General features: G+C 61.8%; 24 protein-coding genes and 1 riboswitch. Of the genes, 18 read left to right on the forward strand and 6 right to left on the reverse strand.

The genetic code is table 11. The annotated features are described in order from the left end of the window. Window positions 1-54 precede the first annotated feature (54 nt). From KUD11_RS06570 to KUD11_RS06615, 10 genes are all read left to right on the forward strand, one after another. Window positions 55-219: a NepR family anti-sigma factor gene (locus KUD11_RS06570; RefSeq protein WP_109385522.1), complete on the forward strand. Its 165-nt coding sequence runs from the start codon at window positions 55-57 to the stop codon at window positions 217-219. Then, a complete protein-coding gene (locus tag KUD11_RS06575; RefSeq protein WP_109385520.1) occupies window positions 216-773 on the forward strand; it encodes an RNA polymerase sigma factor in 558 nt (185 codons plus the stop codon). Before KUD11_RS06570 ends, KUD11_RS06575 begins: the two co-directional genes overlap by 4 nt. Continuing rightward, window positions 773-2515 (forward strand): sensor histidine kinase, encoded by a 1743-nt coding sequence (locus KUD11_RS06580; protein WP_109385518.1) that lies wholly within the window; start codon window positions 773-775, stop codon window positions 2513-2515. The genes KUD11_RS06575 and KUD11_RS06580 overlap by 1 nt, the downstream gene beginning before the upstream one ends. A gap of 79 nt (window positions 2516-2594) precedes the next feature. Continuing rightward, the gene (locus KUD11_RS06585) at window positions 2595-2732 is read left to right on the forward strand and encodes a hypothetical protein (RefSeq protein ID WP_181375293.1); all 138 of its coding nucleotides are present in this window, start codon (window positions 2595-2597) and stop codon (window positions 2730-2732) included. Window positions 2733-2793: 61 nt separating this feature from the next. Next, window positions 2794-2897: riboswitch (TPP riboswitch) on the forward strand. A gap of 45 nt (window positions 2898-2942) precedes the next feature. Beyond that, window positions 2943-3755: a bifunctional hydroxymethylpyrimidine kinase/phosphomethylpyrimidine kinase gene (gene thiD, locus KUD11_RS06590; protein ID WP_109385516.1), complete on the forward strand. Its 813-nt coding sequence runs from the start codon at window positions 2943-2945 to the stop codon at window positions 3753-3755. Window positions 3756-3760: 5 nt separating this feature from the next. Then, the gene (gene thiO / locus KUD11_RS06595; protein ID WP_109385514.1) at window positions 3761-4774 is read left to right on the forward strand and encodes a glycine oxidase ThiO; all 1014 of its coding nucleotides are present in this window, start codon (window positions 3761-3763) and stop codon (window positions 4772-4774) included. After that, window positions 4743-4940 (forward strand): sulfur carrier protein ThiS, encoded by a 198-nt coding sequence (gene thiS, locus KUD11_RS06600; protein ID WP_109385512.1) that lies wholly within the window; start codon window positions 4743-4745, stop codon window positions 4938-4940. Before thiO ends, thiS begins: the two co-directional genes overlap by 32 nt. Continuing rightward, on the forward strand, window positions 4940-5713 hold the full coding sequence (locus KUD11_RS06605) for a thiazole synthase (protein ID WP_109388131.1): 774 nt from the start codon (window positions 4940-4942) through the stop codon (window positions 5711-5713). The genes thiS and KUD11_RS06605 overlap by 1 nt, the downstream gene beginning before the upstream one ends. Continuing rightward, on the forward strand, window positions 5710-6306 hold the full coding sequence (locus KUD11_RS06610) for a thiamine phosphate synthase (RefSeq protein WP_109385510.1): 597 nt from the start codon (window positions 5710-5712) through the stop codon (window positions 6304-6306). The genes KUD11_RS06605 and KUD11_RS06610 overlap by 4 nt, the downstream gene beginning before the upstream one ends. 48 nt (window positions 6307-6354) lie before the next feature. Further along, window positions 6355-7575: an NAD(P)/FAD-dependent oxidoreductase gene (locus KUD11_RS06615; RefSeq protein ID WP_109385508.1), complete on the forward strand. Its 1221-nt coding sequence runs from the start codon at window positions 6355-6357 to the stop codon at window positions 7573-7575. Window positions 7576-7650: 75 nt separating this feature from the next. On the opposite strand, the gene KUD11_RS06620 is transcribed toward KUD11_RS06615, so the two are convergent. From KUD11_RS06620 to KUD11_RS06630, 3 genes are read right to left on the reverse strand one after another with little or no spacing between them, the layout of a single operon-like run. After that, window positions 7651-8133 (reverse strand): hypothetical protein, encoded by a 483-nt coding sequence (locus tag KUD11_RS06620; RefSeq protein WP_109385506.1) that lies wholly within the window; start codon window positions 8131-8133, stop codon window positions 7651-7653. After that, window positions 8130-8294, reverse strand: a complete 165-nt coding sequence (hemP, locus tag KUD11_RS06625; protein ID WP_397545204.1) for a hemin uptake protein HemP — start codon at window positions 8292-8294, stop codon at window positions 8130-8132. Before hemP ends, KUD11_RS06620 begins: the two co-directional genes overlap by 4 nt. Further along, the gene (locus KUD11_RS06630) at window positions 8291-8470 is read right to left on the reverse strand and encodes a hypothetical protein (protein WP_109385502.1); all 180 of its coding nucleotides are present in this window, start codon (window positions 8468-8470) and stop codon (window positions 8291-8293) included. The genes hemP and KUD11_RS06630 overlap by 4 nt, the downstream gene beginning before the upstream one ends. 237 nt (window positions 8471-8707) lie before the next feature. Between KUD11_RS06630 and KUD11_RS06635 the strand changes: the two genes are divergently transcribed. Continuing rightward, on the forward strand, window positions 8708-9394 hold the full coding sequence (locus KUD11_RS06635) for an SDR family NAD(P)-dependent oxidoreductase (RefSeq protein WP_109385500.1): 687 nt from the start codon (window positions 8708-8710) through the stop codon (window positions 9392-9394). 9 nt (window positions 9395-9403) lie between these two features. Here KUD11_RS06635 and KUD11_RS06640 read toward each other — a convergent pair whose 3' ends face one another. Further along, window positions 9404-10270 carry a MurR/RpiR family transcriptional regulator gene (locus KUD11_RS06640; protein ID WP_109385498.1) on the reverse strand — a complete coding sequence of 289 codons (867 nt, stop codon included), beginning with the start codon at window positions 10268-10270 and terminating at the stop codon, window positions 9404-9406. A 136-nt stretch (window positions 10271-10406) separates the two neighbouring features. On the opposite strand from KUD11_RS06640, the gene KUD11_RS06645 reads away from it, so the two are divergent. From KUD11_RS06645 to KUD11_RS06675, 7 genes are all read left to right on the forward strand, one after another. Beyond that, window positions 10407-11156, forward strand: coding sequence for an N-formylglutamate amidohydrolase (locus KUD11_RS06645; protein ID WP_109388129.1), 750 nt, complete (start codon window positions 10407-10409; stop codon window positions 11154-11156). Between the two features lie 28 nt (window positions 11157-11184). Continuing rightward, on the forward strand, window positions 11185-11781 hold the full coding sequence (locus tag KUD11_RS06650) for a TRAP transporter small permease subunit (protein WP_109388127.1): 597 nt from the start codon (window positions 11185-11187) through the stop codon (window positions 11779-11781). Beyond that, window positions 11781-13103, forward strand: coding sequence for a TRAP transporter large permease (locus KUD11_RS06655; protein ID WP_109385496.1), 1323 nt, complete (start codon window positions 11781-11783; stop codon window positions 13101-13103). The genes KUD11_RS06650 and KUD11_RS06655 overlap by 1 nt, the downstream gene beginning before the upstream one ends. Before the next feature lie 80 nt (window positions 13104-13183). Further along, on the forward strand, window positions 13184-14218 hold the full coding sequence (locus KUD11_RS06660; protein ID WP_109385494.1) for a TRAP transporter substrate-binding protein: 1035 nt from the start codon (window positions 13184-13186) through the stop codon (window positions 14216-14218). Between the two features lie 79 nt (window positions 14219-14297). Then, window positions 14298-15656 (forward strand): glutamine synthetase family protein, encoded by a 1359-nt coding sequence (locus KUD11_RS06665; protein ID WP_109385492.1) that lies wholly within the window; start codon window positions 14298-14300, stop codon window positions 15654-15656. Between the two features lie 97 nt (window positions 15657-15753). Beyond that, on the forward strand, window positions 15754-17136 hold the full coding sequence (locus KUD11_RS06670) for an aldehyde dehydrogenase family protein (RefSeq protein WP_109385490.1): 1383 nt from the start codon (window positions 15754-15756) through the stop codon (window positions 17134-17136). Beyond that, window positions 17133-18278, forward strand: a complete 1146-nt coding sequence (locus KUD11_RS06675; RefSeq protein WP_109385488.1) for an iron-containing alcohol dehydrogenase — start codon at window positions 17133-17135, stop codon at window positions 18276-18278. The genes KUD11_RS06670 and KUD11_RS06675 overlap by 4 nt, the downstream gene beginning before the upstream one ends. 86 nt (window positions 18279-18364) lie before the next feature. Here KUD11_RS06675 and gltB read toward each other — a convergent pair whose 3' ends face one another. Beyond that, a complete protein-coding gene (gene gltB, locus KUD11_RS06680) occupies window positions 18365-22897 on the reverse strand; it encodes a glutamate synthase large subunit (RefSeq protein WP_109385486.1) in 4533 nt (1510 codons plus the stop codon). Between the two features lie 76 nt (window positions 22898-22973). After that, entirely contained in the window at window positions 22974-23393 is a 420-nt protein-coding gene (locus KUD11_RS06685) for a GFA family protein (protein WP_109385484.1), read from the reverse strand. Window positions 23394-23398 lie beyond the last annotated feature (5 nt).

Consider the following 23398-nt stretch of genomic DNA (forward strand, 5'->3'; position numbering starts at 1 on the left):
GCGTTTGGTTCCAACGAAACTGCGACTGAGACGTAAATAACAGGCGGCCCATTGATGACAAAACGGCAAACCACCCCAAGCGCACAGGCGCAGATCGACGAAAACCTGCGCAGGGTTTTTCAGGAAACACTGGAGGAGGATGTGCCGGACCGGTTCACCGACCTTCTGGCGCAATTGCGCGCGCAGGATGAGGGCAAAGGGGGCAAGAACCCAAAATGAGCGAGCCTGATCCAAGAGACACGCTGGTAGATCACCTGCCAGCTTTGCGCGCGTTCTCCATGAGCCTCACACGCAACAGCGCCACCGCCGATGACATGGTGCAAGACACCCTCGTGAAGGCATGGACCAATATCGACAAGTTTCAGGCGGGCACCAATATGCGCGCTTGGCTCTTCACGATTCTGCGCAATACTTATTATTCCAACCGCCGCAAGGCCAAGCGCGAAGTGGCGGATGTGGATGGCATTTTCACCGAAAGCATGGCCGAGAAACCTGCCCATGACGGGCGTTTGCATATGACAGATTTTCGCGCCGCCTTCGCACAGCTGAGCGATGAGCAGCGCGAGACGCTGATCCTCGTGGGGGCCTCGGGCTTTTCCTATGAGGAGGCGGCGGAGATGTGCAGTGTGGCCGTGGGCACGATCAAAAGCCGCGCCAACCGCGCGCGCCTGCGGCTGGCCGAGCTGATGCATCTGGACGATGACGAGGCGATGGAGCTGACCGATAAGGCCACGAGCGGCGTGCTGTCGGCCAACGGGACCGCCGCGTTCTGATGTGGCCCGAGACGGGCGCGGAGCGCGAGACCTCGCTCACGGGTGGTCTGCGGTTTCGCATCGCGGCGTTTCTGGCCTTGGCGCTCTTGCCCATTGGGGCGCTGGGGATCGTGCAGACCCGCGATCTGGCCCATGAGGTTGAAAGCCGCTCCGCGCTGACTTTGCTCGCGCTCACGGGCAGCGCCGCTTTTGGCGAGCGGCAAGTGTTTGAGCGCGCGTTCGGTGCCGCCGAAGGCCTCAGCGCCGTGCTTGATCTCTTGCGTGATGATCCGGAGGCCTGCCGCACGTACCTGCGCGACTACATCCAAAGCACCGAACGCTATTCCTTTGTGGGGTTCATTGATCTGAATGGCATCATGGAGTGTTCCTCTGCTGCGGGCATCGTGGATATGTCGGGGCATGAGCGCTTGGCCGCGCGCATCGCGGCACCGGGGCAGTGGATTGAGCGTCTGGACACGCCCTTGATCAGCCGCGAGCCGATTATCTCCATCCTTCATCCCGTGCAACGCGCTGGTAGTTTTGCGGGATACATTGCCATTTCCATTCCGATGACGCAGGTGGTTGAGCACCCTGACGCAGATGCCGCGCGGCGCCCCGTTAGCCTCACGACATTCAACAGCGCAGGCGATATCCTGACGCATGACAGCACCGACAGCTCGGTGGATGTGCAGGCTACGCTGCCCGCTGATCGCGCGCTGGCTGCGCTGGCCGGTTCACAGGATGAGACGTTCACGGCCACCGATCGCGCCGGGCGCGAGCGTAGCTTCGCCCTCGTGCCGATCATCCCCGATCTCACCTACGCGCTGGGCAGTTGGCCCCCGGACCTGCGCCAAACAAGCTTTTGGGGCATGGCGGTGGCGCCTGCGGTCTTCCCGCTTTTGATGTTTTTGGCCAGCCTCGCGGTGGCGTATTTCGCCATGGACCGGCTTGTGGTGCAGCAGGTGGCGGACCTGCGCCGCCGGATGCGCGGCTTTGCCCGCACGCGCGAATTTGACCCTGACGCCCGCGCGTTCGGCATGTCGGATGAGCTGCGCGATCTGGACGAGACCTTCACCGACATGGCGCTTGATCTGATGGATGATGAGGCGAAAATGGAGGACGCATTGCGCGAGAAGAACGTCCTTCTCAAGGAGGTGCATCACCGGGTGAAGAACAATCTGCAACTCATCTCGTCAATCATGAACATGCAGATCCGCAAGGCCCAAAGCCCCGAGACCGAAGTTGTGTTGCGCCGCCTGCAAGAGCGGATCATGGGGCTGAGCACGGTGCATCAAAACCTCTATCAGACCGAAAATCTCAGCCGCACGCAGGCTGATACGCTCTTGGCGGAGCTCTTTGATCAACTGGCGGTCACGGGGATCAAGCCCGGCAGTAATGTGGATGTCAGCCGCACATTCGCCCCGCTCATTCTGGTGCCTGATCAGGCCGTCCCGCTCTCGCTTTTGGCGTCCGAGGCGGTGACGAATGCGCTCAAATACATCGGCGCTGTCGAGGGCGCGCGCCCCTACCTGCGCGCGGCTCTCACGCGCCCCGGCCCGGATCAGGCGGAGTTCACATGCGAAAATTCCCTTGCGGCAGCAGTGCCGGATGAGGCCGAGGGCACAGGTCTCGGTGCGCAGCTTGTCCGCGTCTTCGCCGCACAGCTGGGTGGGGAGGCCGTGGTCGAGACAGGGGGGGATTTCTACCGCATTACCGTCCGCTTCGCGGTTGATGAGACCGAGCCCAGCCCCGCCGATCATTGAGCGCAGGCACGGCAACGGAACCCCCGTTGGGGGCTGCGTGTTGAGGGGGCATGTACACAGAAACGCAACAGGGTTTGGCATGACATTCGACCTTCTTTTCGCAGGCTTGGTGTCGCTTTTGGTGATCACCGCACTCATTGTGGCGATCACGGGTCCGCGCCAACGTGGACGCAAACGCGCGTCCCCCCGCATGCGCAAGGACGATCCCAAGCGCTGATCCCACACACAAAAACCCAGCACCCGGCGATTGCGCAGCCCCTGCAACTGGTGTAGCAATCTGGCATCCGTCGGGGGGCCCATATGAGGGCTGAGAGGTGCGTTGCGCCGACCCGTCGAACCTGATCCGGGCAATTCCGGCGTAGGGAACGGAGATATGGCCCAGGCGCCATCCTTCCCCTCGTTCTGCCCTAACCTGAATGAGGAGCTTATGGTCGAGATTGCCGCCACGCCCATCGCCCTGACCATCGCTGGCTCTGACAGCGGCGGCGGCGCGGGCATTCAGGCCGACCTCAAGGCGATGTCGGCCCTCGGTGTCTATGGCGCGAGCGTGATCACCGCCGTCACCGCGCAAAACACCCAAGCTGTTACCGCCGTCCATGCGGTGCCCGCCGATGTGGTGCGCGCGCAGACGGACGCGGTTCTGGCGGATATGGGCGTAGGGGCGATCAAAATCGGCATGCTCTTCTCACCGGAGATTATCGAGGCTGTAGGCGTGGGCCTTGCGGAGTATTCCGGCCCCGTGGTGCTCGACCCGGTGATGATTGCCAAATCGGGTGATGCCCTGCTTCAGGACGCCGCGATTGCAGCCTTGGGCCGCGTGCTCCTGCCCCGCGCCGACCTGCTGACACCCAACCTGCCCGAGGCCGCACGCCTTTTGGGCACAACCCATGCCGAGTGCGAAGACGAGGTCGAGGCGCAGGGCCGCGCCCTTCTGGCGCTTGGGCCGCGCGCGGTTTTGATGAAGGGCGGCCATGCAGGTGGGGCGGACTGCGTTGATCTGCTGATCACCGCCCAAGGCACCACCCGCTTCACCGCGCTGCGCGTGGCCACGGCCAATACCCATGGCACCGGCTGCACCTATTCCGCCGCCATCGCCGCGCATTTGGCGCGGGGGCTGGAGATGGAGGAGGCCGTGCGCGCGGCCCACGCCTATCTCGCGGGGGCGATCCGGGCGGCGGATACGCTGCGCATCGGCTCGGGCCACGGTCCGGTGCATCATTTCTTTGGTCAGTGGGGCTAGCCCGCGTGGAGATCACCATCATTGGCGCAGGCGTGACCGGGCTGGCCGTGGCGCGGGCCTTACGCGATCGCGGCGCTGATCTGCGCATCGTTGAGCGTGGTGACGGGGCGGCCCCCGGCCCGCAGGCCTGCTCATGGTGGGCGGGCGGGATGCTGGCCCCGCATTGTGAGGGCGAAAGTGCCGAGGAGCCTGTCGTGCGCTTGGGCCAAGAGGCCGCCGGATGGTGGGAGGCCGCCACGGGCTGCGTCACGCGCGCAGGCTCGCTCGTGGTCTCGCCCGCCCGTGACCAGGCGGATCTGCGCAGGTTTTCGCAACGCACTTCGGGGTTTGAGCCGGTGGACGAAGCCCAGATCGCCGCTTTGGAGCCAGACCTTGAGGGCCGCTTCACCAAAGGCCTCTACTTCCCAAGCGAGGCGCATTTGGACCCCCGTGCGGCGCTGACAACCCTACGGACCCGTCTGGAAGCGGAGGGCGTCGCGTTTGAGACCCGAGAGGCCGACCCCACGCAGGAAGCCAAGCGCGCGCTCACCATCGATTGTCGCGGTCTGAGTGCACGCGCCGCGATGGATGGCTTGCGCGGTGTGAAGGGCGAGATGCTGGTTCTGCGCTGCCCCGATGTGGCTCTCACGCGCCCTATTCGTCTTTTGCACCCGCGCATCCCGCTCTATATCGTGCCGCGCGGTGAGGGGCTTTATATGCTCGGTGCCACCATGATCGAGGCGGGTGCGGGCAAACATCCCAGCGCCCGCGCTTTGCTGGAATTGCTGAGCGGGGCCTACGCGCTCAACCCCGCCTTTGGCGAGGCGGAGGTGCTGGAAATCGGCGTTGATGCCCGCCCCGCCTTTGCCGATAACCTGCCCCGGATCAGCCGCAAAGGGCGGCTTATCTCGGTTAATGGTCTCTATCGCCATGGCTTCCTTCTGGCCCCCGCCATGGCGCGGATGGTGGCCGCGATGTTATATGATGAGACAACACCGGAGGTGCTTCATGAAGATCGAGTTAAACGGCGCACCGCGTGAGACATCCGCCACCACGCTGGACGTTTTGCTCAGCGAGGCGGGCTATGACGGCGCGGTCGTGGCCACCGCGCGCAACGGCGATTTCGTGCCGCGCAGCGTGCGCGCGGACGAGGCTCTGAGCGAGGGCGACAGGATCGAAATCCTCGCCCCCATGAAAGGCGGATGATGCGCAGCTTTTACGGAACCGACCTGCCCAATGGGCTGATGCTGGGCACGGCGCTATACCCGTCGCCCGCCATTCTGGCCGAGGCGTTTCGCCGCTCGGGTGCATCCGTGGCTACGGTCTCGTTGCGCCGCGAAAGCGGGCAGGATCGTGCGGGACAGGATTTCTGGGCGATGATCCAAGGGCTGGGCGTGCATGTGCTGCCCAACACGGCCGGGTGCCATTCGGTCAAGGAGGCGGTGACGACTGCCCATATGGCGCGCGAGGTGTTCGGCACCAAATGGATCAAGCTGGAGGTGATCGGCGAGGAGGATACGCTGCAACCGGATGTGTTCGCGCTGGTTGAGGCTGCGCGGATACTCTCCGAGGATGGATTTCAGGTCTTCCCCTATTGCACCGAGGACCTTGTTGTCGCGGATCGTCTCCTGCGCGCGGGATGCGAGGTGTTGATGCCATGGGGCGCGCCGATTGGGTCCGGCCAAGGGCTCAACAACATCTTCGGGCTGCGCGCCATGCGGGCGCATTTCCCGGACGTACCTTTGGTGATCGACGCAGGGCTGGGCCTGCCCAGCCAAGGAGCCCAGGCGATGGAAATGGGCTATGATGCCGTGCTTTTGAACACGGCGGTGGCAAAGGCGGGCGATCCTGCGGCTATGGCCGAGGCGTTCGCGCTGGCCATCCGCGCCGGGCAACTGGCGGCAGGGGCGAGCCCGATGGAGCCGCGCGATATGGCCGCTCCTTCCACGCCTGTCATTGGTCAGGCATTTCTCACATGAGCCTGCCGCGTTTCTATCCCATCTTCGACAGCGTCGATTGGCTGGCGCGCCTTTTGCCCCTCGGTATCCGTCTTGTGCAACTCCGTGTGAAAGACCTTGAGGGCGCAGACTTGCGCGCCGAGATCATCCGGGGGCAGGCCATCGCGCGCAAAGCCAACTGCGCCATGGTGGTCAATGATTTCTGGCAGATCGCCATCGACGAGGGTTGTGATTGGGTTCATCTGGGCCAAGAAGATCTGGACAGTGCTGACATTCCCGCCATCCGCCGCGCCGGGATCAAGCTTGGGATCAGCACCCATGACCGCGCGGAGCTGGACCGCGCTATGGCGCTCAAACCTGATTATGTCGCTCTCGGACCCGTCTACCCGACCATCCTCAAGAAGATGAAATGGCACCAACAAGGCGTGGAAAAGCTGAGCGAATGGAAAGCGCTGATCGGCGACACCCCCCTTATCGCCATCGGTGGGATGAGTGTCGAGCGTAGTGCCGGGGCCTTTGCCGCCGGGGCCGATTGTGTGAGCGCCGTGACAGACATATCCCTCAACCCGGACCCAGAGGCGCGCGTGCGCGCGTGGCTCAAGGCTTGCGGCTAGCCGCGCACCCGCGCTAGCGTTGCCAGACCCGTTTCGAGGACACCAAAGATGCAAACCGGCTGGACCAATACGCCCGCGCACACCCATTACGATGTGATCATCATCGGTGGTGCCATCATGGGCGCATCTACCGCGTGGTGGCTTTCCCAAATGCCGGATTTCCAAGGCCGCGTTCTGGTGATTGAGAAGGACCCGAGCTACGCCAACTGCTCCACGTCCCACACCAATTCCTGTATGCGCCAGCAATTCTCGACCGACCTCAATGTCCGCATCAGCCTCTTTGCCGCTGATTTCGTCAAAAACATACGCATACGTATGGGCGGTGACCCCCGCATCCCCGATCTGAGCATCCAATCCTTCGGCTATATGTATCTTGCGGATACCCCGGCCTTTGCGCAGACCCTGCGCGCCAATCACGCGGTGCAACGTGCCGCCGGGGCCGCGACGCAGCTTATGACCCCGGATGAGATCGCCGCCGCCTATCCGTTCTACGCGCTTGATGACATCCTCCTCGGCTCCATCAACACCGTGGATGAGGGTTATTTCGACGGCGCGGCCCTGTTCGATTGGTTGCTGCGCAAATCGCGTGAGGCGGGAGTAGAATACCTTGCAGGGGAAGTAATGGGGCTCACGCTCAACCCCGCCCAGACCCGCATCGACGCTCTGACGCTCAAGGACGGCACACGCCTGAGCGCGGGCCAAGTGGTCAACGCCGCAGGACCCCGCGCCGCGCGTATTGCCGCCATGGCGGGCATTGATATGCCGGTGGAGCCGCGCAAACGTTTCACGTGGATGTTCAAGGCCGAGCGTCCGCTGGACCGGCCCCTCCCGCTCACCGTTGACCCCTCCGGCGTGCATGTGCGCGAAATCGGTGGTGGCATCTATCAGGCGGGTGGGCACAGCGATTATGACCCGGCGGTGGACCCGGATGATTTCGTCATGGACCCCGCCCTCTGGCAGGACAAGATCTGGCCCGCCATCGCCACTCGCATCCCGCAGTTTGAAGCGATCCGCGTCACAACCGAGTGGGCCGGGCATTACGCCTATAACATCCTTGATCAAAACGCGATCACGGGGCCGCATGACCGGATGGAGAACCTCATTTTCCTCAATGGCTTTTCCGGCCATGGGCTTCAGCAGGCCCCGGCCATGGGGCGCGGCACCGCTGAATGGATCACGCATGGCAGCTACAAAACGCTCGACCTCAGCCCGTTTCACTGGGGCCGGATCGTGACGGGCCAACCCATTTTGGAGTGCGCCATAATTTAGGCCGCAGCGTCGCGTCTGTGAATTCTGCCTCATCCGTTCCGATGAATATGTGAATCAAGTTGAACGCGACGCGCTTTAGTGCAGTACCCGCTCGGCCTTTGGCGCGCGGGCCCGCATCTCGCTGGGGGCGCTTAGCTGCATCCGGCTGAGCGCGAGACCAAATTGTGTGGCCATTGCGGTCAGCACAGGGGCCACGTCAGGCCGCACAATCAGCATCGCCATCATCAACGCATCCTCGCGCGGCCCGCATGCCGCCGATGCGATGAAATTGGCAAAACACGCCTCATCCGCGCCAAGGCATGTGCAGGTCAGCCCGTGCCGCATCAAAGGCCTGCGCCCGTGTCGCGCGCAAAGCTCCAGCATATCCCCAAGGGCTGTCAGCGCGCTTTTGCCGTGAACCGGGCCCAGAAGGGCGCAGAAATCATCCTCGACCTGGCTGCGGGACGGCGCTCCATCACACCAGAGCCTGAAATAGATCACCGCCGCCGCCTCAACGGCATCCAGATCCGCGATCCGTCCTACAGGCGCGCCTCCACGGGCCTTTTGTGCCGCGTTCATTTTGTGAGGATCAGCTTGCCCGCGCGGGTGATGCGCAGGGTGTAGATTTTGTCTTCGAGTACGAATTGCGCTTGATCGGCTGCACCACACAGCGTGCGGGCGTCATAGGTTGGCAGCTTGAGATCGGGTGCTGCGTCCAGAGGTTTGGGCTGCATCGTCATAGCGCACCCCCCTGCAAACGGCCCGGTGCTGCGCGGTAGCGATCAAGCATCCATTCCAGGCTGAGCCCATCGGCCTCGCCCCCGTCCTGCGCCAGACGGTGCAGATCGTATTCCGGATCATAGAGGGCCGGGCGTGGGGGACTGTTCTGGGTGTGTGTTGGGCGCGTTTTGGTCATGCCGGAATTCCTCTTATCGATTCGGGGACTCGGGCTGACCGTGGCTTCGGCTGGCTAGATTTCTTAATTCTGAGTAATTTACTCTGAATTGTCAAGCGGGCTGGAAAGACTGGTTTCTGCGCCGTTTTTTCCCGGCATATGTTTGCCAATGGGACTGTGCTATGGTGATGCTGTGGGGGAGGGCGCGCGCGGCCCAAGATCAAATTCTTGCCCAAAATCATTGAAGGAGCCACTGAAATGCCCCTCACCTATCTCGTTGTCGGTGCAAGCTCTGGCCTTGGGGCGGCGGCTGCCGCGCATCTTGCGCCGCGCGCTACGCTCTACTCGGCGTCGCGCCGCCCTGCCGCCCATGGCACATGGATCGCGGCGGATATCAGCGTGGATGCAGGCATTGATGCTTGCGCAGCGGCGCTTGGGGATGCCTCGCTCGACGGGCTTCTCTACATGGGCGGCGTGTGGGAGGACGGGGCCTTCACCGATGCCTATGACTTCCACAAAAGCCCGCGCGCCGAGACGCGCAATGTCATCGCCGTGAACCTCACCGCGCCGATCCTTCTGGCGCAGGCGCTTGCCCCCAATCTGGCCCGCGCGCCCGATCCACGCATTGTGCTCATCGGCTCTACCTCGGGCCTTGATCAGTTCGCGCCTTACGAGGTTGCCAACACGGCGTCGAAGTTTGGTCTGCGCGGTGCGGCCCTGTCGCTGCACCACGCGATGCGGCCCCAGAAGGTCGGTGTGACCCTGATCAACCCGTGCAATATCGATACACCCGAGGTGCAGGCGGATATCGCGCAAGGGGACTTCGCGCCACAAGTGCCGATCCCCATGGCCGATATCTTGCACACACTGGATTATGTGCTCGGTTGTTCGGCGGCGTCCGTGCCGCAGGAGATCAACCTGATGCAGCGCGATCCAGGTTCATAACACAGATAGCTATTTCCCGAACAATCGCGCCGCGTCAAAAATCTCGTCCAGCCGCTCAAACCGGGCGCGGGTCTCTGGCCAATCACCCTCCTGCGTGGCAGCAATCAGCGCCTCCAGAAGCATCATGGTCGAGATGTTGCTGTCCCATGCCGAGGGGATTTCGGTCCTGCACAAAAACGTATGGCGCGCATGGGCGGCAACGGGGCTTGCCCATTGATCGGTGATCAGGATCACGGCCACACCCCGCTCTGTCGCAAGCTGCGCAAGCCGCAAAAGGTTCTTCTCGTAGCGCCGCACATCGAACATCAAGAGCGTGTCGCCCGCCGCCATATCCAGCACGTAATGCGGCCATGTCGCCGAGGAGGACGTCATATGCGTGACCCGTGGCCGGATAGCCTGAAAATGCGTGAAGGCATAATCGGCCAGCGCGCGGGTGATGCGCCCGCCCACCACGTAAAGCCGCCCGGATGTGTCCGCGAGACGTGTGGCCGCACTGTCGAACGCGGCGCTATCCATATTGGCCAGCGTCTGCTCCAGATTGGAAGTAATCGCCTTGGAAAACCTGTTCAGAAGGTGCGATTCGGGTGCCTCGCGGACCCAGTTTTCACGCCGTCGCAGCGGGCCGGAGGCTTTTGCTTCTAGCTCGGCCAGAAGCGCTTGGTGGAATTGCGGAAACCCGGTGAATCCCAGCTTTTGCACCAGCCGCGCGACCGTGGGTGTAGACACGCCCGCATTGGCCGCCACCACGGTGATCGAGGCCAGACCCGCGCCGGGGTAGTTCTCCAAAAGCATGGCCGCGAATTTACGCTCAGACATGGTCAGTGTGCCATAGCTGCTCAACAGCGTCTCGCGAACGGTTGGCGCGGGTTTTGACATGGGCGGGCTTCTTTCGCTTGAATCGCACGGGTTGGGTTGAAAAGATATTGACGTAAATTGGTCGCTATGAAAACATCTTTTCAGATAGCGGTATCAGGGGGTGCCAGTGACCGAGTCGCAAACAGCAAGCGTGGAGATGGTTGGGGACGCAATGTCCGGCCCTGCGCTTGTGCTGTGCGAACATGCCTCGAACCATATCCCGCCCGAATATGACGGTCTCGGCCTCGCTGTGGAGGCGGCGCAGAGCCATGCGGCTTGGGACCCCGGAGCACGGGCGCTGGCTGTGCATATTGCGCGCGCCCTGCGTGCGCCCATGATCGCGGGCGCGGTCTCGCGCCTCGTTTATGATTGCAACCGCCCGCCCGAGGCACAATCGGCCATGCCCGCGCGGTCCGAGGTGATCGACATTCCCGGCAATGCAAACCTCTCTGCCAAGCAGCGTGCCGCCCGGACCGAGGCCATCTACCGACCCTTCATCGACGCAGTGGGCGGGCTTCTGGACCGCCGCCGCGCGAACGCCGTCCCCACGGCTTTGATCACCGTGCACAGTTTCACGCCCGTCTATCACGGGGTAGAGCGCAGCACCGAGATCGGGCTGCTGCATGACAGTGATGCCACGCTGACGGACGCAATGCTGCGCTGCACTTTGAAGCTGCCCCATCGCCAGATTGATCGGAACCAACCCTACGGCCCCGAGGACGGTGTCACCCATTCCTTGCAAATCCACGGCATTGCGCGCGACCTGCCCAATGTGATGATCGAAGTGCGCAACGATCTTTTGCAAAGCGAGGCTCAGATTGCTCAGATCGGCGGCGAGCTTTTGACGCTCTTGCGGCCCGCTCTCATCCATCTGGGTCTGATGATGCAGGGGCGCGCCCATGGCTGATGCCCTCCCATTGGCCATTCCGGCCGGGCTGCCCCGGCCTATCCGGGGCTATATCCGTGGCATTGATGCGATGAACCGCTTCATCGGGCGTATCGCGATGTATGGGATTTTCGTGCTGATCGGTATCCTCCTGTGGTCGTCTTTCTCCAAGACCTTCCTGACACCCACCTTGTGGACGCTGGAAATGGCGCAATTCGTGATGGTCGCCTATTACATTCTCGGTGGGCCCTACTCGATCCAGCTTGGCTCGAATGTGCGGATGGACCTCTTTTATGGCGGCTGGTCCGTGCGGCAAAAGGCGTGGTTCGACAGCATCACGGTGTTTTTCCTGATGTTCTACCTCGGCGTGCTTCTCTATGGCGGGCTCGGATCGCTTAGCTTTTCTCTGGGCTATTTCGGAATGGAGCCGCTGGAGTTCTTCTGGCAACTGGCCGTGGCTTTCGTCACTGGCGGGACCGAGGCGGCAGGCGAGGTTCTGGGATTTCTTGAGCGCAGTTCCACCGCATGGCGGCCCTATCTCTGGCCGATCAAAACCCTGCTGGTGCTGGGGGTTCTCTTGATGCTTCTCCAGGCACTGGCCGAGCTTTTCCGCGACATCGGTCGCATTCGCGAAGGCGCCCGCTGATGCCCTATGAAATGATCGCCCTGCTGATGTTCAGCTCAATGATGCTGATGCTTTTGACCGGGCAGCGGGTGTTTGGCGCGATTGGCTTTGTTGGGGCCGCTGCGGGGATGCTTCTGTGGGGTACGGGCGGTGTCGATGTGCCGTTTTCGGCGGCGATGAAGCTGATGAAATGGTATCCGCTTCTGACCCTGCCGATGTTCATCTTCATGGGCTATGTCCTGTCGGAATCGCGCATCGCCGATGACCTTTACAAGATGTTCCACGTCTGGATGGGCAACGTGAAAGGTGGGCTGGCGATTGGCACGATCGGGTTGATGGTGCTGATCTCGGCCATGAACGGGCTCAGCGTGGCGGGCATGGCCATCGGGGCCACCATTGCGCTGCCGGAATTGCTGCGCCGGGGCTATGACAAGATCATGGTGACTGGCGTGGTGCAGGCAGGCTCGTCGCTTGGTATCCTCGTGCCGCCCTCGGTGGTGCTGGTGCTCTATGCGATGATTGCGCGCCAGCCGGTGGGGCAATTGTGGCTCGCGGGCGTGATCCCCGGCCTGATGATGGCCACCATGTTCATCATCTACATCTATGTGCGCTGCCGGATGCAGCCCCATCTCGGCCCGCCCCTCTCGGAAGAAGAGCGTAACGTGCCAATGGACGAAAAGCTCCGCCTTCTGCGCGCGGGCCTTTTGCCGATCTTTATCTTCGCCTCAATGATGGTGCCCTTCGTGAACGGCTGGACCTCGCTTGTCGAAAGCTCGGCCATAGGCGCTATGACAGCGTTCCTCGCCGCGATCCTCAAAGGCCGCATGACCCGCGTGGTGTTCGAGAACTCCGTGCGCAACACACTGGCCATCTCGTGCATGTTCATGTGGATCATCCTTGCTGCACTGGGCTTTGGCGCGATCTTCGATGGCCTCGGGGCGGTTAAGGCGATTGAGACCCTCTTCACCACCCAATTGGGCCTGAACCCTTGGATGATCCTTATCCTGATGCAGCTCAGCTTCATCATCATGGGCACGTTCCTTGATGATACCGCCATGCTGGTGATCGTGGCACCGCTTTACGTCCCACTTGTGGGGATGCTGGGGTTCGATCTGATCTGGTATGGTATCCTCTACACGATCACGACCCAGATCGCCTATATGACGCCACCCTTCGGCTATAACCTGTTTTTGATGCGCGCCATGGCGCCGCCCGAGATTGGCCTGATGGATATCTACCGCTCTATCATCCCGTTTGTGGGGATCATGATCTTAGCGCTCGGGCTGGTGATGATATTCCCCCAGATTGCCCTGTGGCTGCCAGAATATGTCTATGGAAAGTAACACAGAAAATTAACACTGAAAAATAACCCGAAGAAGAGCCCCGCGAGGGGGCCGCAATTCAACAACAAGGAGAGACGACCATGACAACAAGACGCAAGTTTCTGACCGCCGCTGGTGCGGGCGCGATTGCCGCCCCGCTGGCCACACCTGCTATTGCCCAAGACCAGATCAAATGGCGTATGCAAACCTATGCCGGTACGGCGCTGGCTGAGCATGTGATCAAACCCGCCATTGATATGTTCAACAAGATCGCGGGCGACCGGATGCAGATCGAGCTTTTCTATGCCGATCAGCTGGTCCCCACGGGCGAGCTATTCCGCGCCATGCAGCGCGGCACGATCGACGCTGTGCAATCCGACGATGACAGCATGGCCTCGCCTACCGAAGTGACAGTCTTTGGCGGCTACTTCCCCTTCGCCTCGCGCTATTCGCTCGATGTTCCGGTCCTCTTTAACCAATACGGCCTCAACGAGATCTGGGACGAGGAATATTCCAAAGTTGGCGTGAAGCATATCTCCGCAGGTGCATGGGACCCGTGCCACTTCGCCACCAAGGAGCCGATCCGCAGCCTTGAGGATCTCAAGGGCAAACGCATCTTCACCTTCCCCACGGCGGGCCGCTTCATGTCGCAATTCGGCGTGATCCCTGTGACCCTCCCATGGGAGGATATCGAAGTCGCCATGCAAACGGGTGAGCTTGATGGCGTGGCATGGTCGGGCATCACCGAAGACTACACTGTGGGCTGGGCGGATGTGACGGATTATTTCCTGACCAACAACATCTCGGGCGCGTGGGCCGGGTCGTTCTTTGCCAATATGGACCGCTGGAACGAGCTGCCGGAAGATCTGCAAACCCTCTTCCGGGTCTGCTGTGATCAGTCGCATTACTACCGCCAATGGTGGTATTGGGGCGGCGAGGCCGATCTGCGCGTGAACGGCACCAAGATGCAGCTGACCTCGATCCCCGACGCCGAATGGGCGCAGGTGGAGACAGCTGCACTTGATTTCTGGGAAGAGATCGCGGCCGAGTCCGAGACCAAGCGGCGTGTCGTGGACATCTTCAAGAAATACAACGAGACGATGGCCAAGGCCGGGCGGCCCTACCGCTACGGCTAAGCCAAGACGGGGCGCGTGCCGGGGCAAGATCTCGGGCGCGCGCGCCACACTGCAACACCCTTAACGCCAAGAGGCCCCCATGCCCGCCATGACATTCGACGATCTCAAAGCCCAAACCGCCAGCGGCGCGGTGGATACCGTTCTGGCATGCCTTGTGGATATGCAGGGGCGGCTGATGGGCAAGCGCTTTGTCGCGCAGCATTTCATCGACAGCGCATGGGAAGAGACCCATTGCTGCAACTATCTTCTGGCCACCGATCTGGAGATGGCCACCCCGGATGGCTATGCCAGCACATCCTGGCAATCAGGCTATGGCGATTACGTGATGAAGCCTGACCTCGCCACGATCCGCCCGATGCCGTGGCTCGACGGCACCGTGATGGTGCTCTGCGATGTGATCGACCACGACACACACGCCGATGTGCCGCACTCGCCGCGCGCGCTGCTGAAGGCGCAGCTTGCCCGGCTGGAGGCGATGGGCCTCACACCGATGATGGCGACCGAGCTTGAGTTTTTTCTCTTTGAGAAGAGCTTTGACGAAATTCGCAAATCGGGCTTCCGCGATCTGGCACCGATCTCGGGCTATAACGAGGATTACTCGATCCTTCAGACCACCCGCGAAGAGCATGTGATGCGCCCCTTGCGCAACCATCTCTATGCCGCGGGTATCCCCATTGAGTGCACCAAGGGCGAGGCCGAGACAGGCCAAGAGGAGTTGAACATCAAATATGGTGCGGCGATGGATTGCGCCGACTATCACACCATCGCCAAACACGCGGTCAAAGAGATCGCATGGCAACAAGGCCACGCCGCATCGTTCCTGCCAAAGTGGAGCCATGATAAGGTCGGAAGCTCAAGCCATGTGCATCAGTCGCTCTGGAAGGGTGGCGAAAACGTGTTCTTTGACAGCTCTGATGCGCTTGGTATGTCCGCCCTGATGAAAAACTACATGGCTGGGATGCTGAAATATGCGCCTGACTTTACCTATTTCCTGGCCCCCTACATCAACAGCTATAAACGTTTCCAGAAAGGCACATTTGCGCCCACGCGCACCATCTGGTCTGTGGACAACCGCACGGCGGGCTTCCGGCTCTGTGGCGCGGGCACCAAGGGCGTGCGGGTGGAGTGCCGGGTCGGCGGCTCGGATTTGAACCCCTACCTCGCGATGGCAGCGCAGCTTGCCGCCGGGATTGCGGGGATCGAGGAGGGGCTGGAACTCGCCCCGCCCTTTAAAGGGGATGCCTACGCGGGCAATGAGGGAATGATCCCGCAGACCTTGCGCGATGCCAAGGACGCGCTTGCATCCTCTGCCATGCTGCGTGCGGCGATGAGCGACGATGTCGTGGACCACTATACCCGCGCGGCAGAGGTCGAGATCGAGGATTTCGACCGTGTGGTCACTGATTACGAGATCGCACGCGGGTTTGAGCGCGCCTGATCGCGTGGGGCTGGGGGCGGGTGCCTCCGGCGGGAGTATTTTGGCCAAGAAGAAGACCGGGGTTTTCCGGGGCCTTTGCAGATAAAGTGAGACGGAAATGAGCAAGATGTTGCAATGTATATCGCCGATTGACGGCTCTGTTTTTGCAGAGCGCCCGGTGCTGAGTTTGGAGGCGGCGCAAGAGGCCGCAGCGCGGGCGCGCGCGGCGCAAGCGGCGTGGGCGGCGCGGCCACTGACCGAGCGGGTGGCGCTGGTGCAGGCGGGCGTGGCCGCCGTGGGTGCGATGAACGACGAGGTAGTACCGGAGCTTGCCCATATGATGGGGCGACCCGTGCGCTATGGCGGTGAGTTCGGCGGGTTTGATGAGCGCGCGAGCCATATGGCGGCGATTGCCGAGGAGGCGCTGGCCGATATCAAGGTGGGCGAGGATGCGGCGTTCAAGCGCTATATCCGGCGGGTGCCACAGGGCGTTGTCTTTGTCGTGGCCCCTTGGAACTACCCCTATATGACAGCAGTGAACACGGTGGCACCTGCGTTGATTGCAGGCAATGCGGTGATGTTGAAACATGCCACGCAGACCCTTTTGGTGGGCGAGCGGATGGTAGCGGCGTTTGTTTCGGCGGGCATCCCGGCGGACGTGTTTCAGAACGTCTTTCTCGATCATGATACGACCTCAGACCTCATTGCGGGCCGCGCCTTTGATATGGTGAATTTCACCGGATCGGTTGGCGGGGGCCGCGCGATGGAGCGGGCTGCGGCGGGCACGTTCACGGCGGTGGCGACTGAGCTTGGCGGCAAAGACCCCGGCTATGTCATGGAGGACGCCGATCTGGATGCAGCGGTCGATACGCTGATTGATGGGGCGATGTTCAACGCCGGGCAATGCTGCTGCGGGATCGAGCGGATTTATGTGCATGAGAGCCTCTATGATACCTTCGTGGAGAAGGCCGTGGCGATTGTGCGTGGCTATACGCTGGGCAATCCGCTTGATGCGGACATAACGATGGGCCCAATGGCCAATGTGCGTTTCGCTGAAGAGGTGCGTGCGCAGATAGACGAGGCCGTGGCCGCCGGGGCCACCGCGCATATCGCGCGCTTTGCCGAGGATGACGGCGGCGCCTACCTCACCCCGCAGATCCTCACAAACGTCACCCACGACATGCGCGTGATGCGCGACGAAAGCTTCGGCCCCGTGGTGGGCATCATGTCCGTCAAGGATGATGACGAGGCAGTGCGCCTGATGAACGACAGCCAATTCGGCCTCACCGCGAGCCTCTGGACCGCCGATCTGGACCGCGCCGCCGCCCTTGGCGACCGGATCGAGACGGGCACCGTCTTTATGAACCGCGCCGATTACCTTGATCCGGGCCTCTGCTGGACCGGATGCAAGGATACCGGGCGCGGCGGCGGCCTGTCGGTCATCGGTTATCACAATCTCACACGTCCCAAATCATACCATCTTAAGAAAGTCACATCATGAGCCTGACAGGAAACTGGTCCTATCCGACATCGGTAAAATTCGGCGCAGGCCGCATTGCCGAGCTTCCCGCCGCCTGCGCGCAAGCGGGTATTACGCGGCCCCTTCTGGTCACCGATCGGGGGCTGGCCGATCTGCCCGTCACGGCCACAGTGCTGGACATCATGGAGGCCGCAGGCTTGGATCGTGCGATCTTTGCCGATGTGGACCCGAACCCCAACGAGACTAATCTCATTGCCGGAGTGACCGCCTATAACGCGGGCGGCCATGACGGCGTGATCGCGTTCGGCGGTGGCTCGGGGCTGGATCTGGGCAAGATGATTGCCTTCATGTGCGGCCAGACGCGGCCCGTTTGGGATTTTGAAGACATCGGCGATTGGTGGACCCGCGCCGACGCGGATGCCATCGCGCCCATCATCGCCGTGCCCACCACCGCCGGGACGGGCTCCGAGGTGGGCCGCGCCAGCGTGATCACAAATGCGCTGACCCATGAGAAGAAAATCATCTTCCACCCCAAAGTGCTGCCGGAGGTTGTGATCTGCGACCCCGAGCTGACTGTGGGCATGCCCAAATTCATCACCGCGGGCACCGGGCTTGATGCCTTTGCCCACTGTGTCGAGGCGTTCAGCAGCCCACATTACCACCCGATGAGCCAGGGGATCGCGCTGGAGGGGATGCGCCTTGTGAAAGACTACCTTCCCCGCGCCTATGCCGATGGCAATGATATCGAAGCCCGCGCCCAGATGATGAGCGCCGCGATGATGGGCGCCACCGCCTTCCAAAAGGGCCTTGGTGCGATCCACGCGATGAGCCACCCTGTCGGCGCGCATTACCACACGCATCATGGCACCACGAACGCCGTTTGCATGCCTGCGGTGCTGGAGCTGAACGCGCCGATGATCGCCGACCGCTTCCGCATCGCCGCCGCCTATCTCGATATCGAAAATGGCTTTGATGGGTTCCGCAGCTTCGTGCAGGAATTCAACGATGCACTTGGCATCCCGAAAGGTCTCAAAGCGCTCGGCGTGGACCCCGCCAAGATTGACGCGCTCATCCCGTCGGCTCTCTCGGACCCAAGCTGTGGCGGTAATCCGATCACGCTCACGGCTGAGAATATCGGGCAGCTCTACCGCGCCAGTCTTTAGGGCTTCTTCTTAGCAGAAATACTCAAAGCCACTGCCTGCAAAAGCAGGAAAAAGGGCCGCTGGATCACTCCGGCGGCCCTCATTGTTTATTCCGCAGGCACGGCGATATCGGCAAAGCCCAAAGGTGCGGGCAGCTTATCGAGCATCTCGGCTGGGCAGACCTGAACGAAATGTCCGATCTCCCGGTCCCAGTTTTGCAAGATGCCCTTGGCCTTGGTGCTTCCGGTCTCTGCGGCGTGCCGCTCGATCAGGCCGCGCAGCTGCGCCTCCCAGTGCGGATTGGCCACGGGGCCCGTCACGATGCCCTCAGGGTTCATCAGCTTCGGTGTCACCCCGTCGGGATCATAAAGATAGGCCATCCCACCAGTCATCCCGGCGCCGAAATTGGCCCCGATCTGCCCAAGGATCACGGCCACGCCGCCGGTCATGTATTCGCACCCGTTTGATCCACAGCCCTCGATCACCACATGCGCGCCCGAGTTGCGCACGGCAAACCGCTCGCCCGCGCGTCCGGCGGCAAAAAGATACCCTGCCGTGGCCCCGTAAAGCACGGTGTTGCCGATGATCGTATTCTCGGACGCCTTCAGCGCGCTGGACATGGGCGGCCGCACAACGATCATCCCCCCCGAGAGGCCCTTGCCCACGTAATCATTGGCATCGCCCGACACTTCCAGCTTTAGCCCAGGTGCGGCAAACGCGCCCAGAGATTGCCCGGCAGAGCCGCTTAGCTTCACGGTCAGATGGTCCTCCTGAAGCGCATTATGCATCCCGAACTTCTGCACGATATGGCTGCTCAGCCGCGTGCCCACGGTGCGGTCGGTGTTTTGCACCTCGTAATGCAGCTGCATCTTCTCGCCATCGTTGAGAAAGCGTGCCGCGTCCCGCACGATCTCGGCGTCCAGCGTATCTGGCACCTCGTTGCGCGCGCGATGGCGGTCATAGCGGATCTCCTTGGAGCCATCGACCATGATCAGCATCGGGTTGAGATCCAGATCATCAAGATGCGCCGACCCGCGGCTGACCTGCGTCAACAAATCGGCCCGCCCGATCACATCGTCAAGGCTGCGCGCCCCGATGGAGGCCAGAACTTCGCGCACTTCCTGCGCATAGAACGTGATCAGGTTCACGACCTTCTCGGCATTGCCGGTGAATTTGGCGCGCAGCGCCTCATCTTGGGTGCACACGCCCACCGGGCATGTGTTGCTCTGGCACTGGCGCACCATGATACAGCCCATGGCAATCAACGCGGCGGTGCCGATCCCGTATTCCTCGGCCCCCATCATGGCGGCCATCACGATATCGCGCCCGGTGCGCAATCCGCCATCCGTGCGCAGCGTCACCCGCTGGCGCAGGTTGTTCATGCTCAGCACCTGATGCGCCTCTGTAAGACCCATTTCCCATGGCAGCCCGGCATATTTGATCGACGTGGCAGGGGATGCGCCCGTGCCGCCATTATGTCCGGAGATGAGGATCACATCGGCCTTGGCCTTGGCCACACCTGCCGCAATCGTGCCCACGCCCGATTGCGCCACCAGCTTCACGGTGACCTTGGCGCGCGGGTTGATCTGCTTGAGATCATAGATCAGCTGCGCCAGATCCTCGATCGAGTAGATATCGTGATGCGGCGGCGGCGAGATCAGCGTGACGCCCTTGGTTGAATGGCGCAGCCGCGCGATGAGGTCCGTGACCTTCATGCCCGGCAATTGCCCGCCCTCACCGGGCTTCGCGCCTTGGGCGACCTTGATCTCAAGCTCCTCGCATTGATTGAGATACTCCGCCGTGACGCCAAAGCGTCCCGATGCCACCTGTTTGATCTTGGCCGACGGGTTGTCGCCATTGGGCTCCGGCACGAAATGCGCGGGATCTTCCCCGCCCTCGCCGCTGTCGCTGCGTGCGCCGATCCGGTTCATCGCCACGTTGAGCGTTTTATGCGCCTCGGGGCTGAGTGCGCCCAGAGACATGCCGGGCGTCACGAACCGTTTGCGGATCGCGGTAACGCTTTCGACTTCTTCAATGGGGATCGCACTTCCCATGGGCTTGATCGCCATGAGATCGCGCAGATGAATGGGCGGGTTTGATTGCATCGCGTGGCTATAGCGTTTCCAAAGCTCAAAGCTCGCCGTGTTGCACGCGGTTTGCAGCATATGCATGGTCTGCGCGCCCCATGCGTGGCTCTCGCCGGAGCTGCGCGCCTTGTAAAAGCCGCCAATGGGCAGAATGTTCTCGGCCCCCTTGTAGGCACGCGCGTGGACCTCCTCCAGCTTGGTCTGGATGCCGGTGACACCGATGCCGCTGATCCGGCTGGTCAGACCCGGGAAATATTCCGCACACATCGCGCGGCTGAGGCCGATGGCCTCGAAATTCAGGCCCCCGCGATAGGAGGACACGACTGAAATGCCCATCTTGGACATGATCTTGAGCAGGCCTGAATCAATCGCCGCACGATACCGCGCCACCGCCTCGGTGAGGCTGCCCTCCAGAAGGCCGCGCTCGATCCGGTCGGCAATGCTGTCCTCCGCAAGATAGGCGTTGACCACGGTGGCCCCTGCACCAATCAGCACGGCGAAATAATGCGGGTCGATACACTCGGCCGAGCGCACGTTGAGCGATGTGAACGTCCGCAAGCCTTTGCGGGTGAGGTGGCTATGGACCGCACTTGTCGCAAGGATCATCGGCATGCCGATGCGGTCTTCGCCCACGCCCTGATCGGTCAGCACGATATGACCCACGCCCGAGCGCACGGCATCCTCCGCCTCGGCGCGGATACGGGTGAGACCCTCTTGAAGCGCGCCTTTGCCGGGGCCAAAGGTGCAATCAATTATGGCCGTGTCCGCGCTGAGCTGTGTCAGCAGAACGTCCCATTGCGCGTTGCCCACGAACGGGCTTTCCAGCACCACGATCTCAGTCTGAGCGCTGCTCTCGTCGAGCACGTTCTTGAGATTGCCGAAACGTGTCTTGAGGCTCATCACCCGGTATTCACGCAGGCTGTCGATGGGCGGGTTTGTCACCTGGCTGAAATTCTGGCGGAAATAGTGGCTGAGCGGGCGATAGGTCTTGCTCAGCACGGCACTTGGCGTGTCGTCGCCCATGCTCGCCACAGCCTCCTTCGCGTCCTCGGCCATGGGGGCAAGGATCTGCTCCAACTCCTCAATGGAATAGCCCGCCGCGATCTGGCGGCGGCGCAGATCCGCGCCGGTATGCATCGGCGCTTCGCTCACCACAGCCAGTTTGGCATCAAGATCAGTGATCTTGCTGACCCATTCGCCAAAGGGCAAGGCGGCTGCCAGCTTGTCCTTGATCTCGGTGTCGTGGAACATCAGACCCTTATTCATATCCACGGCCAGCATCTGACCGGGGCCAAGCGCGCCCTTCTCGATCACGGTGCTCTCGTCAATCGGGACCATCCCGGCCTCCGATCCCGCGATGACAAGCCCATCGCCCGTCACCACATATCGCATCGGACGCAGGCCGTTGCGATCAAGCCCCGCGCAGACCCAGCGCCCATCGGTCATGGCAAGGGCTGCGGGGCCGTCCCACGGCTCCATCACCGAGTTGCAATAGGAATACATATCGCGCCACGCCTGCGGCAATTCCTCGGCCTGCTTGGACCACGATTCCGGCACCAGCATCGTCTTTGCCATCGGCGCAGAGCGGCCCGCGCGCACCAGCACCTCGAACACGGCATCAAGGGCCGCACTGTCGGATGCGCCGCCCGGAATGATCGGCTTGATATCCTCGGCCATGTCCCCAAACGTGCCCGAGGCCATGCGGATCTCGTGGCTTTTCATCCAGTTGATGTTGCCCTTGAGCGTGTTGACCTCGCCATTATGCGCCAGCATCCGAAACGGCTGTGCCAGCCACCATTGTGGGAAGGTGTTGGTGGAATAGCGCTGGTGATAGATTGCGAATGCGCTTTTGAAGCGCGCATCCATCAGGTCAGGGTAGAAGACGGCGACCTGCTCAGCCAACATCATGCCTTTATAGATGATCGATCGACAGCTGAGAGAGGCTATATAGAGCCCCGAAATGCCCGCCGCCGCCGCTGCTTTCTCAATCCGGCGGCGAATGACGTAAAGCTCGCGCTCAAACTCTTCTTCATCCGCACCGCGCGTGTTGGAGATGATGATCTGCTCAATCTCGGGGCGGGTCGCGTTGGCCTTGTCGCCAAGGCAGGTCACATCGACCGGCACATGACGCCAGCCATATATGTTGTGGCCCATGCGGAGCACTTCGGTCTCCACAATCGTGCGGCAGGTCTCTTGCGCGCCGAAATCCGTGCGCGGCAGGAACACCTGACCGACGGCGATAAGCTGATCCTCTTGCGGCTCGTGCCCGGTGCGGCGGATCTGATCATAGAAAAACGGAATGGGGATTTGCACATGAATACCTGCGCCGTCACCCGTCTTGCCATCTGCATCCACCGCACCCCGGTGCCAGATGGCCTTGAGAGCGTCGATGCCCGCCTCGACCACGCGGCGCGAGGGCTTGCCGTTGATCGACACCACGAGGCCCACGCCGCAGGAGGAATGCTCCTCGGCTTCCGAATACATGCCGCTTTCGGCCATCCATGCGCGTTTGGCTTCTTCGGCTTTCGCCCAGCTTTCGTCATAACGGGTCATGCTGTCATCCTATCTTTGCGCTGTGTGGCCCCGCTTGCGGGGTCGTTGTTTTTGTATCTCGGTCAGGGCGCGCGTATTACGCGCTGCCACTTTCAAACTGGGTGTCTACCTCGGCCTCGGTCATCGGGCTTTTGGGCGGCTGGTTCAGAAGGGCGCAGATCGCCTTGTCGGTGTACCAGTGCCCGTCGAACGCAAGCCCGCTCAGATCATCAAAGAGGCCCAGAGAGAGGCCGACACCCGGCTCCCCGCCCGTTGGCCGATACCAAAGCGATGATCCGCACGCGCCGCAAAATCCCCGCTCGGCCCAATCAGAGCTTTGGATCGTGCGCACCTGAGCTGCGTCCTTAATCGTGACATCCTCGAAGGGCACCCATACGGACATGAATTGCGATCCGGTCAGGCGGCGGCACATGTCGCAGGCACATGCATTGAACGTATCTGGCTCTGACCTGATGGTCAGGCTTACGGCCCCACACATACATTTCCCGGTTCTCATCGCTT

The organism is Roseovarius carneus (genome assembly GCF_020141465.1).
In the GTDB taxonomy this organism is placed as follows: Bacteria; Pseudomonadota; Alphaproteobacteria; order Rhodobacterales; family Rhodobacteraceae; genus Roseovarius; species Roseovarius carneus.